The 14534-nt window shown below is 69.4% G+C and carries 13 protein-coding genes; 5 read left to right on the top strand and 8 right to left on the bottom strand.

Features of this window, described 5'->3' with window-relative positions:
* The first annotated feature begins 79 nt into the window (after positions 1-79).
* Positions 80-499 carry a hypothetical protein gene (locus GRI72_RS04750; protein ID WP_337191133.1) on the top strand — a complete coding sequence of 140 codons (420 nt, stop codon included), beginning with the start codon at positions 80-82 and terminating at the stop codon, positions 497-499.
* Here the strand turns inward: GRI72_RS04750 and GRI72_RS04745 are convergent, their stop codons facing one another.
* From GRI72_RS04745 to plsY, 4 genes are all read right to left on the bottom strand, one after another.
* A complete protein-coding gene (locus GRI72_RS04745) occupies positions 500-1660 on the bottom strand; it encodes an alpha/beta fold hydrolase (protein WP_160732791.1) in 1161 nt (386 codons plus the stop codon). It abuts the gene before it with no gap.
* Between the two features lie 38 nt (positions 1661-1698).
* A complete protein-coding gene (gene topA, locus GRI72_RS04740; RefSeq protein WP_160732790.1) occupies positions 1699-4302 on the bottom strand; it encodes a type I DNA topoisomerase in 2604 nt (867 codons plus the stop codon).
* Positions 4303-4408: 106 nt separating this feature from the next.
* Entirely contained in the window at positions 4409-5506 is a 1098-nt protein-coding gene (dprA, locus tag GRI72_RS04735) for a DNA-processing protein DprA (protein ID WP_160732789.1), read from the bottom strand.
* Positions 5503-6132, bottom strand: coding sequence for a glycerol-3-phosphate 1-O-acyltransferase PlsY (plsY, locus tag GRI72_RS04730; protein ID WP_160732788.1), 630 nt, complete (start codon positions 6130-6132; stop codon positions 5503-5505). Before plsY ends, dprA begins: the two co-directional genes overlap by 4 nt.
* A 113-nt stretch (positions 6133-6245) precedes the next feature.
* Between plsY and murI the strand changes: the two genes are divergently transcribed.
* Together murI and hemA are read left to right on the top strand one after the other, a co-directional pair.
* Positions 6246-7040 carry a glutamate racemase gene (gene murI / locus GRI72_RS04725; protein ID WP_160733220.1) on the top strand — a complete coding sequence of 265 codons (795 nt, stop codon included), beginning with the start codon at positions 6246-6248 and terminating at the stop codon, positions 7038-7040.
* A gap of 101 nt (positions 7041-7141) precedes the next feature.
* On the top strand, positions 7142-8362 hold the full coding sequence (hemA, locus tag GRI72_RS04720; protein ID WP_160732787.1) for a 5-aminolevulinate synthase: 1221 nt from the start codon (positions 7142-7144) through the stop codon (positions 8360-8362).
* 19 nt (positions 8363-8381) lie between these two features.
* On the opposite strand, the gene GRI72_RS04715 is transcribed toward hemA, so the two are convergent.
* The 3 genes from GRI72_RS04715 to GRI72_RS04705 all read right to left on the bottom strand — a co-directional run bounded on the left by GRI72_RS04715 (position 8382) and on the right by GRI72_RS04705 (position 11409).
* Complete coding sequence (locus GRI72_RS04715) at positions 8382-9116, bottom strand: extensin-like domain-containing protein (RefSeq protein WP_202388935.1); 735 nt, start codon at positions 9114-9116, stop codon at positions 8382-8384.
* Positions 9117-9167: 51 nt separating this feature from the next.
* Positions 9168-9797, bottom strand: a complete 630-nt coding sequence (locus tag GRI72_RS04710) for a UdgX family uracil-DNA binding protein (RefSeq protein ID WP_337191132.1) — start codon at positions 9795-9797, stop codon at positions 9168-9170.
* 178 nt (positions 9798-9975) lie between these two features.
* Positions 9976-11409, bottom strand: a complete 1434-nt coding sequence (locus GRI72_RS04705; protein ID WP_160732785.1) for a sodium-dependent transporter — start codon at positions 11407-11409, stop codon at positions 9976-9978.
* Positions 11410-11524: 115 nt separating this feature from the next.
* On the opposite strand from GRI72_RS04705, the gene panB reads away from it, so the two are divergent.
* Both panB and GRI72_RS04695 read left to right on the top strand, forming a co-directional pair.
* Positions 11525-12394, top strand: a complete 870-nt coding sequence (panB, locus tag GRI72_RS04700) for a 3-methyl-2-oxobutanoate hydroxymethyltransferase (RefSeq protein ID WP_160732784.1) — start codon at positions 11525-11527, stop codon at positions 12392-12394.
* Between the two features lie 97 nt (positions 12395-12491).
* The gene (locus GRI72_RS04695) at positions 12492-13571 is read left to right on the top strand and encodes a DUF475 domain-containing protein (RefSeq protein WP_160732783.1); all 1080 of its coding nucleotides are present in this window, start codon (positions 12492-12494) and stop codon (positions 13569-13571) included.
* Here the strand turns inward: GRI72_RS04695 and GRI72_RS04690 are convergent.
* On the bottom strand, positions 13534-14508 hold the full coding sequence (locus tag GRI72_RS04690) for a bile acid:sodium symporter (protein ID WP_337191131.1): 975 nt from the start codon (positions 14506-14508) through the stop codon (positions 13534-13536). The two genes, GRI72_RS04695 and GRI72_RS04690, sit on opposite strands and share 38 nt — an antisense overlap.
* Positions 14509-14534 lie beyond the last annotated feature (26 nt).

Here is a 14534-nt window from a genome sequence, read left to right as displayed (position 1 = left end):
ACTGAGCATGAACGACAAGGGGAGAATTGCGATGCGTAATGCCTGTCCCGGCCCCGTGGGAACGACCGCGAGAAACGCCGTGAGAACCGCGGCCGGCACCGCCATGGCCGCCGCCCTGCTCGCCGGCTGCGTGCCGGTGGACGATGCCCCGCCGCCTGCCTCCGACTGCCCGGTTTCCGACAGCCGCAACTGGCATGCCTGGATCGACCGGATGCCCGGGCCCGGCAGCAAGCCCACGCTCCACATCAGCGGCGAAGTGGACCTGCCGACGCCGGGATACCAGGTCTCGCTCAAGCCCGGGCCCGCGGACCGCGCGATGCCGCCGGGGCAGCGCTTCGCGCTGGAAACCCGCGCGCCCGACGGGATGGTCGCGCAAGTCATCACGCCGACCGAGGTGCGCTATCGCGGCCCCGCGACTTATCCGCGCTATCGCGAGATCATCATCGGGTGCGGCGGATCGACGCTGGTGACGATCCCCGACGTCATGGTCACCGAGTGATCACAGCCGCCGGCAGTTGCTGGCGGGCCTCTCGCCGGCGAAGCGCCGGGCGATCCAGTCGAGGGTCGCCCGCGCGCTGTTCGCCGCGGTCCGGGCATGGTCGCCGCCGGCCAGCGGTTCGTACCACACCGCCCTGCCCCGCCGGCACAGCGCCTGCGCGAAATCGCGGGTGACGGCGGCGGAAACGATCGGGTCCTGCGCGCTCTGCGCGATCAGCACCGGCCCGGGCACGCGCCCCGCCGCGATGCTGTTGCGCCGGGCGAGGCCGGACCAACCGTCGATCTCGGCAATGTCCTTGTTCCGCAAGGCGTTGCGGATCGCGAGAATGCCGACGATCGTGCCCAGCCGCGGCTTGGCGTCCAGTTCGATGCAGTTGTTGCGCGCCAGGCGCGAGGCCACGCCGCGATCGATGCGGTTGAACACCTTGTCCATCGGCGCGCCGTAGCGCTGCGACCAGCTATAGGTGAGATAGGCCAGGAGCATGGCCTGCACGTTCTTGTCGCCCATGCCCTCGAGGTTGCGCGGCAGGTCGGTCGGCGGCGCAGCGGCGGCGGTGCCGACCAGCCGCAGTTCGCGGGCATAGGCGCGCGCCTCGGCCGCGGTCCAGAGCGCGGCATGGCCACCCTGCGATTCGCCCCAGACCGCGAAGTCGCGCCCGGCGGCCGCGCCCGGGATCTGCCGCGCGGCACGCACGGCATCGAGCACCGACCGCGCAGTCTCCCGCCCGGCGAGATAGCCATGCGGCATCGGGCTGCCGAGACCCGGATAGTCCGGCGCCACGACGACGTACCCGGCCGCGATCATCTCGCCCAGCGCGGGCGTCACCGCGAAGAAAGCCGGGTTGCTCGACAGCGCGCACCGCTCGACCACGCCCGAGGTCCCGTGCGCCCAGGCCACGACCTTGCGCGCCCGCCCCGGCGCGGCCTCGCGCGGGGCGACGACCATGCCGGTGACGCGCAGCGGCCGGTCGTCGTCGCTGCGGGTCCAGTAAACGATCCGCCAGGCCTGCGCGCCGGGCGGCGCGGCAACGACCGGGTCGGCGGACACGAGCGTGCCGGGCCGCTGCAGCGCCGCGACCGTCGCCGCTTCCTGCGCCAGCGCGGGCGGCCCCGCGGTGGCGATCGCCAGGGCAATGGCCCACAGAAGACGCTTCAGTACCATCGGCCGCTCTCCCCTCGGTTTCGCGGCCCGGCACTGGATCAAGAGCCTGCCGCTTCCTCCTTCTTCGCCGCAGAACCTTTCTTACCGGTTGATTTGCGGCCGGTCGACTTCTTCGCCGTTGCCTTCTTGGCGGGTGCCTTCTTGGCGGGTGCCTTCTTGCGCGTCTTCTTCTTGGCAGGACCCTTCGCGGCGCGTGCGTCGATCAGCTCGATCGCCTGGGCTTCGGTCACGTCTTCGGGCTTCACGTCCTTGGGGATCGTGGCATTGGTCGTCCCGTCGGTGACATAGGGGCCGTAGCGGCCCGGCATCACCCTGATCTCCCCGCCCGAGGTGGGATGCGCGCCGAGCGTCTTGATCGGTTCCGCCTTCGCCCGGCCGCGCCCGCCCCTCTGCGCGGCCTCGGCCAGGAGCGCGACCGCCGCGTTCATCCCGGTGTCGAACACGTCGCGGGTGGAGGCGAGCTTGGCGTACTTGCCATCGTGGCGCAGATAGGGGCCGTAGCGCCCGATGCTGGCCTCGATATCCTCCCCCGTTTCCGGGTGCTTGCCGACGATCCGGGGCAGCGAGAGGAGCTTCACCGCCCATTCGAGGTCGAAATCGGGCAGGTCCTTGGGAATGCTGGCCCGCTTCGCCTCCTTGCCTTCACCCATCTGGACGTAGGGGCCGAACCGGCCGGTCTTGCGGTGGATCTCCTCCCCGGTTTCCGGGTGCTGGCCGAGAATGCCGTCTTCGGCCGCCGCTTCGCCGTCCGCGCCCGGCTGGGCGAAACGGCGGGTGTACTTGCATTCGGGATAGTTCGCGCAGGCGACGAAGGCCCCGTAGCGGCCGCCGCGCAGCGCCAGCCGGCCACCCTCGCGCCCTTCCTGTTCGCACAGCGGGCAGGTGCGCGGGTCCTTGCCGTCCTCGCGCGGGGGGAAGAGGAAGTCGGACAGGAACTCGTCCAGCGCCTCGGTCACTTCCGAGGGCTTGCGCTCCATCACTTCCTCGGTCTTCGGCTTGAAGTCGCGCCAGAACTGGTTGAGCAGCGCCTTCCATTCCTCGCGGCCGCCCGAAACCTCGTCCAGCTCGTCTTCCATGCCGGCGGTGAAGTCGTAGGCGACGTAGCGATCGAAGAACCGTTCGAGGAACGCGGTCAGCAGGCGGCCCGATTCCTCGGCGAAGAAGCGGTTCTTCTCCATCCGCACATAGGCCCGGTCGCGCAGGGTCTGAATGGTCGAGGCGTAAGTGGAAGGCCGCCCGATGCCCAGCTCCTCCAGCCGCTTGACCAGCGAGGCTTCGGAGAAGCGCGGGGGCGGCTGGGTAAAGTGCTGGTTCGCCTCGACCCCCTTCTTCACCGGGCTGTCGCCCTTGTTCATCACCGGCAGGAGGCCGTCGTCGTCATCGCTGTCGCGATCGTCGAGCCCCTCCTGGTACACGGCGAAGAAGCCGGGGAACTTCACGACCTGGCCGGTCGCGCGCAGTTCGTGGCGGCCGGTCCCCTCGCGCAGGGTGACCGTGGTCCGTTCCAGCCGGGCGGGCGTCATCTGGCTGGCCATGGCCCGCTTGAACACCAGGTCGTAGAGCTTGGCCTCGTCGCCCGAACCGGCCCGGTCGCGACTGAAATCGGTCGGCCGGATGGCCTCGTGCGCTTCCTGCGCGTTCTTCGCCTTGGTGCTGTAGTGGCGCGGCTTCTCCGGCAGGTAGTGCCCGTCGTAACGGTCGGCGATCGCCTTGCGGCAGGCGCTGATCGCGCCACCGTCCATCTGCACGCCGTCGGTACGCATGTACGTGATCGCGCCCGCTTCGTAGAGCGACTGCGCGAGGCGCATCGTGTGGCTGGCCGAGAAACCGAGCTTGCGCGCGGCCTCCTGCTGCAGCGTGGAGGTGGTGAACGGCGGCGCGGGATTGCGCGTCAGCGGCCGGGTCTCGATTTCCTCGACCGTGAAGCGACCCTGCTCGACCGCCGATTTCGCGGCCTGCGCGGCCCCTTCGTCGCCCAGCGAGAGCTTGTCCAGCTTGGCCCCGTCGTAGCGGACGAGGCGCGCATCGAACTCGGTGCCGTCCTGTTCGAGGCGCGCGACGGCCGACCAGTACTCCTGCGGCCGGAAAGCCTCGATCTCACGCTCGCGATCGACGATCAGGCGCAGCGCGACCGACTGCACGCGCCCTGCGCTCTTGGCCCCGGGAAGGCGGCGCCAGAGGACCGGGGAGAGCGTGAAGCCGTAGAGGTAATCGAGCGCGCGCCGGGCGAGATAGGCATCGATCAGGTCGCTATCGAGCTCGCGCGGGCGGCCCATCGCCTCGGTCACCGCGGGCTTGGTGATCGCGTTGAACGTCACCCTGTCCACCTTGGCCGGCAGCGCCTTGCGCTTGGCGAGCAGCTCGCGCACGTGCCACGAGATCGCCTCTCCCTCGCGATCGGGGTCGGTCGCGAGCACGAGGCGATCGGCCTTCTTCGCCGCGTCGGCGATTTCCTTGAAGCGGCTCTGCTTGTCGCGATAGAGTTCCCAGTCCATCGCGAAATCCTCGTCCGGGCGAACGCTGCCGTCCTTCGGCGGCAGGTCGCGGACATGGCCGTAGGATGCGAGGACCTTGAAGTCCTTGCCCAGGTATTTCTCGATGGTTTTCGCCTTGGCCGGCGATTCGACGATGACAAGCTGCATGGAGGTAACGGCAGTCCCTTACGTGTGTACGTGCGCGAGGGTGGCGAGATGTGGCCGCGTTCGTCAATCCATCAATTCGCCTCCGATGACGCCGCGAGCCCGCCCTTCACCCCCCGGCAAGGCTGACCCGCCCTGCCGAGTGCCGCTGGAGACGGCCGGCGATCTCCAGCTCCAGCAGGGCCAGGTGCACCGCGGCCGGCGTTTCCCCCGACTGGCGGATCACCTCGTCCACGCTGACAGGCACGCTGGACAGCAGGCTGTCGACCGCGGCCGGCCGGGCATCGGCCAGCTCCGCGGCCTCGAACGCGAAATCCGCCGGCGCTTCGGCCAGGGCGGTGCGCGGCGTGCCGTCGAACCCGGTCAGCAGTTCGATCACCTCCTCGGGCGATTGCACCAGGACGGCGCCGTCGCGGATGAGCTGGTTGCATCCCTGCGACCGGGCATCGAGCGGGCTGCCCGGGATCGCCATGACCTCGCGCCCGGCCTCGGCCGCCAGGCGGGCGGTGATCAGCGAGCCCGAACGCGGCGCGGCCTCGACCACCAGCGTCCCGGCGGCGAGCCCGGCGATGATCCTGTTGCGACTGGGGAAGTGGCTGCCGCGCGGCTCGGTCCCCGGCGGCTGCTCGGCCAGCAGCAGGCCCTGCGCCGCGATCCCGGCCTGCAGTTCGGCGTGTTGCGGGGGGTAGGCGATGTCGATTCCGCTGGCGATCACGCCGATCGTGGCCGGCATGGCCCCGCGGTGCGCGGCCCCGTCGATCCCGCGGGCAAGCCCGGACACGACGGTCATGCCGGCACCGGCCAGCGCGGCGGCGAAATCGCGGGCCAGCTTCGACGAGGCGGCCGAGGCATTGCGCGCGCCGACGATCGCGACGCAGGGCCGCTCCGCCAGCGAGAGGTCGCCGCGATAGAGCAGGATCGGCGGCGCGCCCTCGATCCGGCTCAGGAGCCGCGGATAGCCAGGCTGGTCGTGGAACAGGTATCGTGCGCCGTGATCGCGGGCCGCCTCGACCTCGCGGGCGATGGTCTGCGCCGGGGCCGCGCGCCCTGCACGCCCGGCCCGCGCGCCCACTTCGGGCAGGGCCTCGATCGCCGCCTCCGCCGTGCCGAATCGGGCCAGCAATTGGGCGTAGGAGACCGGGCCGATGTTGGGCGAACGCAGCAGCCTGATGCGGGCGAAGGCTTCCGGCTGCGAGAGGCCGCTCACTTGCCGGAGCCGACCTTCGGCTCGGTCCCGGCGGCAAGGCGGCGAATGTTCGCGCGGTGCAGCCACAGGACCAGCACGGCGATCAGCGCGAGGGCCGGCACGAAGGACAGGTAGCCCATGACGGCCGCGACGATCGCCGCCGCGCAGACCGCGCTCATCCCCGCGAGCGAGCTGATCCGCGTCAGGCCGAGAATACCGAGCCAGACGAGCGCATAGGCAAGCCCGATCGGCCAGGCGAGGCCGAAGCTGACCCCGGCATTGGTCGCCACCCCCTTGCCCCCGCGAAAGCCGAGCCAGACCGGGAAGCAATGGCCGAGCACGGCGAAGAGCGCCGCGACGGGCACGGGGCCGATGGCAGCTTCCGGCATCGCCCCGGGCATGGCGAACAGGCGCCCGGCGAGCATGACCGGGACGAAGCCCTTGGCCAGGTCGAGCAGGAGCGTCGCCGCCGCCAGCCCCTTGTTCCCGGTGCGAAGCACGTTGGTCGCGCCGATATTGCCGCTGCCGATCTTGCGAACGTCGCCCATCCCGGCGATCCGCGTCAGCAGCAGGCCGAACGGGATCGACCCGCAGGCATAGCCCAGCGCTGCCGCCAGCAAGATCGCAGTTGTCAGACCCGTTTCCACGCCACCTCCCGGCCCAGCGCCAATCGCTTGTCGAAGCGGGTTACTTCCAATAGGCGCAGCGGCAAAGCAATAGCGGACCTTCACGTCCCCGCGCGAACGGAGCGAGTTTGGACATTTCTGCACATTCCCCCGTCCTGCTGTTCGATTCGGGCGTCGGCGGACTGACGGTGCTGGACGCGCTGCGGCGGGTGCGGCCCGAAGTGCCCGTCATCTATGCCGCCGACCTTGCCGGCCTGCCCTACGGCGCGAAAAGCGAGGCGGAGATCGCGGCCCGGGTCTGCGGCCTTCTCGGCCGGATGGCCGAACGGTGGCATCCGCGCCTCGTCTGCATCGCCTGCAACACCGCCAGCACGATCGCGCTGGGGATGGTCCGCGAGGTGCTGGAGATCCCCGTCGTCGGCACGGTTCCCGCGATCAAGCCGGCGGCGGCGCTCACTCGCACCGGGGTGATCGGGCTGCTCGGGACCGAGGCGACGATCCGCCAGGCCTATGTCGACAAGCTGGAGGAGGCCTTCGCCGCCAGACGGACTCTGCTGCGCCATCCGGCCCCCGGCCTCGTGGGGGCGGCAGAGGCCAAGCTGCGCGGGCACGCGGTCGATCCGGCGGCAATCGCGGCGGCGACCGCGGGTTTGCGCGAACAGGCCGGCGGGGACCGGATCGACACGCTCGTGCTCGCCTGCACGCATTTCCCGTTGCTGCGCGACGAGTTGCAAGCGGCCTTCGGCGCCGCAACCCGCCTCGTCGACGGGGCGGAAGGGATCGCCCGGCGAATCGCGCATCTCGTCGAAGGGCAGCCGATGGCGCGCGCTGAACCCGACCGCGCGGTCACGACCGGCGGCCTGGAAGACTTGACCGGGCTCGCCCCGGCCTTCGCCGCGCGCGGGATCGAGCGGCTCGACCGGTTCTAAATGCGAACCTTTCGCAAAGATCGCGGTGGAAATGGCGGGCACAGGGGCCTAAATGCCGGCCCGGAGCGGCCGCTGTTGCAGCGACGAAGACCGAGCGAGCGATGAATTACGACCAGATCTTCGACCAGGCGATCGACCGCCTGCATTCCGAGGGCCGCTATCGCGTCTTCATCGATATCCTGCGCAACAAGGGCGCCTATCCCAACGCGCGCTGCTTCGCCGGGCACAACGGGCCGAAGCCGATCACCGTCTGGTGTTCGAACGATTACCTCGCGATGGGGCAGCACCCCAAGGTGATCGAGGCGATGGAAAACGCCCTGCACGATGTCGGAGCGGGCAGCGGCGGCACGCGCAATATCGGGGGCAACACCCATTTCCACATCGAGCTGGAGCGCGAGCTGGCCGACCTGCACGGCAAGGAAGGCGCCCTGCTGTTCACCAGCGGCTACGTCTCCAACGACGCCACGCTCTCCACGCTGGCCAAGCTCCTGCCGGGCTGCGTGATCTTTTCCGACGAGCTGAACCACGCGAGCATGATCGCCGGCATCCGCAATTCCGGCTGCGAGAAGCGCGTGTTTCGCCACAACGACATCGCCCATCTCGAGGAACTGCTGGCTGCCGAAGCGCCGGAAACGCCCAAGGTCATCGCCTTCGAAAGCGTCTATTCGATGGACGGCGACGTCGCGCCGATCCACGCGATCTGCGACCTGGCCGAAAAGTACAACGCGCTGACCTATATCGACGAAGTCCACGCGGTGGGCATGTACGGGGAACGCGGCGGCGGCATCTCCGAACGCGACGAGGCCGCGCACCGGATCGACATTATCGAAGGGACGCTGGGCAAGGCGTTCGGCGTGATGGGCGGTTACATCGCGGCCGACACCAAGGTGATCGACTGCATCCGGTCCTATGCCCCGGGGTTCATCTTCACCACCTCGCTCAGCCCCGTGCTCGTCGCCGGCGTCCTGGCCGCGGTTCGCCACCTGAAGGATTCGAGCGAGGAGCGCGAGGCGCAGCAGCGCAACGCCGCGACGCTGAAGGCCAAGTTCGCCGCCGCCGGCCTGCCCGTCATGGCGAGCGAGACGCATATCGTCCCGCTGATGGTCGGCGACCCGGTGCGCGCGAAGAAAATCAGCGACATCCTGCTCGCCGAATACGGCGCCTACGTGCAGCCGATCAATTTCCCCACCGTTCCGCGCGGCACTGAGCGGCTGCGCTTCACCCCCGGCCCCGCCCATACCGAGGCGATGATGGACGAGTTGACCGCCGCGCTGGTCGAGATCTGGGACCGGCTCGAACTGCAGCTCGCCCAGGCCGCCTGATCGCCCACCGCGCGAACCGTCACCGACAGACCCCGGTGTAGCGGCCCGACTGGTCGAAGTGGAAATGGTTGGCGTGGGCCGCGTTGTAATCGGGCGAAAGGACCGTCGCGAACAGCGGGCAGGCACCATTGCGCACCTCGCGCAGGAACTGCGCCGCCTCCCCCTCCCCCGGCCAGTCGCCGAGCACGCTGATCCGGCGTCCGTCCTCCAGCACGAAACCGCCGATGTCGATCGCGTTGCCGGTCGCATGTTCGCTCCACCGCCCTTCGGATCGGCCGTAGAGCCGGCGGCAGCTATAGGCGCCCATGTGCTCGATCCGGCTGACCTCGGCGCCGAAGTGGCGGCGCGCGGCTGGCTGGACGATATCGCGCAGCCATAGCTCCAGCCCGACCGCCACCGGGCAGGTCGTGGGCGGTACGCGCGGCGCAAGCGGCAGCGTTTCGATCACGGTGCGGTCGGGGCGGTGGCAGGCGCCCTCTCCCTGGCTCTCCAGCGCGCGAAAGGAAACATCGCTGCGCTCCAGCACCGCGCGGCATTCGGCCAGGTCGTCCTTCAGCGCGAGCAGCTTCGTGCGCGTCGCCCATCCCGGCGGGTCGTCGAGGTCGAGCGGCGCCCAGGGATTGTGCTGCGGGTGGTCCGCCAGCCAGCCGCGCCCCGCCAGCAGGATGCCGGCCACGATCAGCAGGGCAGCCACGCGCAAGTCGCCGCGAAAACGACCGATGCGGCGAGAGATGCCGGCGCCCCGCTCAGCCAAGGGCGCCCCCGGGCGGCCGGGAGTGGAAAAGGCGCGGGCCGGCGCGGTCGCTCATCGGGTCAGTTCCTCCAGGCGATCCTTCACAGCGGCCAGGTCGGCATCGAAAAGCCGCTCCTGCTCCGCCTTCTTCCCGCCGCTCAACCGCAGGAGGTACGACGGATGGGCCGTGACCCAGGCTTCCGCCCCGTCGCCGAGCGTGATCCCCTCCCCCCGCGAGCGGGAGATGCGGACCGTCTTGCCCAGCACCCCGCGCGCCGCGCTGACGCCCAGCGCCAGGACGAGGCGCGGCGCGACGATCGCGCGTTCGCGTTCGAGCCACCAGCGGCAGGTGTCGATCTCTCCGGTCGTGGGCGACTTGTGCAGCCGCCGCTTGCCCCGGCGGGCGAACTTGAAATGCTTCACGGCGTTGGTGAGATAGGCCCGCTCGCGCTCGATGCCGGCCTTTGCAAGCCGCTGGTCGAGCAGGCGCCCGGCCGGCCCGACGAAGGGCCGGCCCGCGCGATCCTCTACATCGCCCGGCTGTTCGCCGACGATCATCAGCGGCGCGTCGCGCGGGCCCTCGCCCATGACGGCGCGGTTGTCGAGCGCCCCGATGGGGCAGGCGCGGCAATTGCAGATGGCCTCGCCGACCCCGGGCAATGTCTCGGGGGCTTCCATCTCGGAACTGTCGGACTCTCGCATTGCGGCTCCGTTCGTCCAGGGGAGAAACCGGCCTCGGTCCCGGCCTTGCGGCCGGCCACCTGGCCGCCAGCGGCGGGCATTTCCCACCGGGGGTCCCCCCTGCAACGCACGAGGCCGCGATTCGATGCATGTTTCCCGCATCGCCGCCGCGCGCGGCGGAGGCGACAGCGGCGTGAAGCTACACCAGCAGTTCGGGGAACAGGCCGAAGACCAGGATCAGGGCCACCGCGATCGGGCACACCCAGGCGACCAGGAAGCGCCAGGCGAGGAACAGCCCCCCGCTCAGGCCGCTCTGCATCTCGACCAGCCGGCGATCGGCCTTCCACCCGACGAAGATCGACATCAGCAGGCCGGCCAGCGGCAGCATGAGCTTGCCGGTAAAGCCGTCCAGCGTATCGAGAATGTCGGCCTCGGCAAAAATGCTCCAGAAGCCGAGCGGGCGCACGTCGGACCAGACGTTGTATCCCAGCGCGCAGGCAATGCCGATGACGAAGGCCCCGCCGCCGATCATGATCGCGGCCGCGGGACGGCGCAGGCCGAAGCGGTCGATCGCCCAGGCGGTGGGCCCTTCGAGCAGCGAGATCGAGCTGGTCAGGGCGGCGAAGAAGATCAGGACGAAGAAGAGCAACCCGATCAGCGAGCCGCCGGGCATCGTCTGGAACGCGACCGGCAGCGACTGGAAGATCAGCGCCGGGCCGGCCGAAGGGTCCAGGCCGACGGCAAAGACGATCGGGAAGATCATCAGGCCCGCGATCAGCGCCACGCCGGTATCGGCAACGCTGATCGTGGCCGCGGTGGGCGCCAGGTTCACCTCGCGCCCGACATAGGCGCCGTAAGTGATCAGCGCGCCCGAGGCGAGGCTGAGCGAGAAGAACGCCTGGCCCAGCGCCTCGTTGATCGCCGGGGCCGTGAGCTTGGAGAAATCGGGGGTGAACATGAAGGCCAGCGCCCGTTCGAAGTCGCCGGTGAACGCGCCGTAGATCGTGATGCCGAGCAGAAGGAAGAAGAACGCAGGCATGAGCCAGGTGGCCGCCTTCTCGATTCCGTCGTGCACCCCGCTGGCGACGATGGTGATGGTCGCGACCATGAACAGGGCGTGGACCCCGATCAGGCGGCCGGGGCTCGCGAACAGCTCGCCCATCATCCCGCTGACGGCATCCTGCCCCATGTCGGAGAACGCGCCCCGCAGCGGTTCGCCCGCGAAGAGGTTGCCGAAGAAATCGCCGCCCGAAAGCCAGATGTAATAGAGGACCCAGCCGGCGACGACCGAGTAGAACGAGAGGATCAGGAACCCGGCGAGGATCTCGATCCCGCCGAAAAGGCGCCACTTGCGCGAAACGCGCGATTCCTCCGCCACGCGGGCGACCGAGCCGATCGCGTCGGACTGTCCCGCCCGGCCGACCACGAATTCGGACAACATCAGCGGCAGGCCGATCAGGAGGACGCAGACCAGGTAGACAAGGACGAAGGCCCCGCCCCCGTTTTCGCCCGCAAGGGTCGGGAAACGCCAGATGTTGCCGAGACCCACGGCGGCGCCGACGGCCGCCAGGATGAATGCCGTGCGCGAGGACCAGCCCTGCTCACCTGCTTGCGCACCTGCACTTGCGACCATCCCGGTATCTCTCCCTCTCAACGATTCTGCCCCTGTTGAAAGCCCTGTTGCAAGTTTTCGACCAAAGGCCAAGGGCGCGGTTGGCGCTTGCCCCCAACGCCGCTAGAACCGGGGCATGTCCACGACCTTCCAGCTCGATACCGCGACCAGCCGCGCCACGCCCACGCCGCAGCCGATGCGCCGGCTGACCGTGCCGAAGATACGCCAGCGCAAGAAGGACGGCGTGACCGAGCAGCCGCTCGTCATGCTGACCGCCTATACCGCCCGCCAGGCCCAGCTGCTCGACGAGCATTGCGACCTGCTGCTGGTCGGCGATTCGCTGGCCCAGGTAATCTACGGCCTGCCCTCCACGATCCCGGTGACGCTGGAAATGATGGCCAACCACGCCGCCGCGGTCGTGCGCGGCAGCTACCACTCGGTCGTCATCGTCGACATGCCTTTCGGCAGCTACGAGGCATCGCCCCGGCAAGCGTTCGAGAGCGCATCGCGCCTGCTGAAGGAAAGCGGCGCTGCTGGGGTCAAGCTGGAGGGCGGCGCGGCCATGGCCGAGACGGTCGCCTTCCTGGCCGAGCGCGGCATTCCCGTGATGGGCCACGTCGGACTGACGCCGCAGGCGGTCAACGTCCTCGGCGGCTATGCCGCCCGCGGGCGCAGCGATGCGGAGGCGGAGAAGATCGTCGGCGATGCCAAGGCGCTGGACGAGGCCGGGGCCTTCGCGATCGTGGTCGAAGGCGTCGTCGAACCGATCGCGATCTCGGTGACCGAGGGCGTCTCTTGCCCGACGATCGGGATCGGGGCCTCGGCCCAGTGCGACGGCCAGGTCCTCGTCTGCGAAGACATGCTGGGCATGTTCGAACGCGTGCCGCGCTTCGTGAAACGCTACGAGGAGATGGCCGAGGTGATTTCCCGGGCCGCCGCGACCTATGCCGCGGAAGTCCGCGACCGATCGTTCCCCGGCGAGGCGCAGACCTACCAGCCGAAGTAGCCCGCACGGGAACTTGCGCTCCGGCGCCGGATTTCCTAGCCGGCGCGGTGACCGGTCCGCCGCCTCGTTCCAGCCGTCCATTTCACGGGATCGCCGCATGGCCACGCTGCTTCGCTTCTACAAGTTCTCGCTGGTCTTCACCGCGACCTGCTTCGCGCTGGGGATCTGGTACGGCTGGTCCAGCACCGGCACGCTCGCCGGCACGCTGTCGATGCTGTGGATCATCCTGGTCCTCTCGATCCTCGAGATTTCGCTCAGCTTCGACAACGCCGTGGTCAACGCCACGGTGCTGCGGCACATGGACCCGGTCTGGCAACGGCGCTTCCTGATCTGGGGCATCGCGATCGCGGTGTTCGGCACCCGCATCGTCTTCCCGCTCGCCATTGTCGCGATCGCGGCAGGGCTGGGGCCGATCGACACGATCGACCTCTCGCTCAACCGGCCGCAGGAGTACGAGGCTATCGTGAGCTCGGCCCACGTCGGCATCGCCGGTTTCGGCGGGGCCTTCCTGGCCATGGTGGGCCTGAAGTTCTTCTTCGACAACGAGAAGGACATTCACTGGATCGCGGTGATAGAGCGGCACCTGTCGCGCTTCGCCGCGCTCCCGGCGGCGGAGATCGCGTTCCTGCTGCTGGTCCTGTGGGGCATTTCCGCGATGCTGGAGCCGGAAGAGGCCCTGACCTTCCTCGTCGCCGGCATCCTGGGCCTGGTCACCTTCATCGCCGTGCAGGGCGTCAACAAGATCCTCGAGATCCACGAAGAGAAACAGCGACTGGCCGGCGCGGCGGTGCGCAGCGGGCTGGGCGGGTTCCTCTACCTCGAGGTGCTCGACGCCTCCTTCAGCTTCGACGGCGTGATCGGCGCATTCGCCCTGTCGAACAACATGATCGTGATCGCGCTCGGCCTGTCGATCGGCGCGATGTTCGTGCGCTCGATGACAATCCACCTGGTGGAGAAAGGCACGCTGGCGCAGTACCGTTTCCTCGAACATGGGGCTTTCTGGGCGATCATCGCGCTGGGCGGGATCATGCTGTTCTCTGCCCGCTTCCACGTTCCGGAAACGATCACCGGCCTGATCGGGGCGACGCTGATCCTGATCTCGCTGGCCTGGTCGGTGCGCCACAACCGCCGTCAGCCGGTCACTCCGACGGGCGGGAACGCATCGCCAGACGCGTAGCGAGCGGCACCGAAACGATCAGCTGGAACAGGTGATAGGCGAGCAGCGGCACGAGGATCAGGCCCGCCCGCTCCGCGCCGAACAGGATCAGCGCGATCGGCGCGCCGCTCACCACGCTCTTGTGCGCGCCGGCGAACATGAAGGAAATGCGGGTCGCCCGGGGCAGCCGCAGCGCGCCCCCGAGCAGCCAGCCCCCGCCGAACGCGAACAGCAGCAGGCCGGCCAGCGCGGCGCCGACGACGATCCATTGCCAGGTGCCCAGCGCCTGCCAGATGCCCTGTTCGACCGCGGCCGAGAAGGCGACATAGACGGCGATCGCGATGGCCGCGCGGTCCAGCCAGGTCACGAGCCGCGGATGCCCCGTCACCCAGGCGCGGCCCAGCCCCTGGAGCGCCTGGCCGAGCACGAAGGGCAGGACCAGCAGTGCCAGTATCCGTCCAAGCGCGCCCCAGCCCACGTCGACCGTCGCGAACCCGCCCAGCAGGGCGAAGAGCGGGGCCGTGACGAAGACGCCGAGAATGTTCAGCAGCGCGGCCGCGACGACCGAGGCGGCGACGTTGCCCCCGGCGAGCGAGGTATAGGCCGTGGCGGATTGCACGGTGGACGCCAGCGTGCCGAGAAAGAGGAACCCGATCGCGATTTCGCCCGGCACGTGGCCATCGACGAGGCGCGAGAGCGCGAGCCCGGCCAGCGCCATCGCGCCGAAGCACCAGGCCACCAGCGGCAGCAGGAACCGCCCTTGCCCCAGCCCCTTGAGGACATCGCCGCGCGCCAGCCGCAGCCCGTTGAGGAAGAACAGCAGGAAGATCGCGAGGCTCGAAACCGCCTGCGCGACCGCCTTTCCAGCCCCGGCCGCGGGCAACAGCGTGGCCAGCAGGATGGCGACCACCAACAGCCTGACCATCGGATCGATGCGGGGGAGGATCGAAGCGCGCACGGCGCAGGCCATGCCGGCTTGCCAGC

It is taken from the genome of Pelagerythrobacter marinus (genome assembly GCF_009827515.1).
Classification (GTDB): Bacteria; Pseudomonadota; Alphaproteobacteria; order Sphingomonadales; family Sphingomonadaceae; genus Pelagerythrobacter; species Pelagerythrobacter marinus.
The sequence above is the reverse complement of the archived record's forward strand: the minus strand, read 5'-3'. Positions and strand labels throughout refer to the sequence as shown.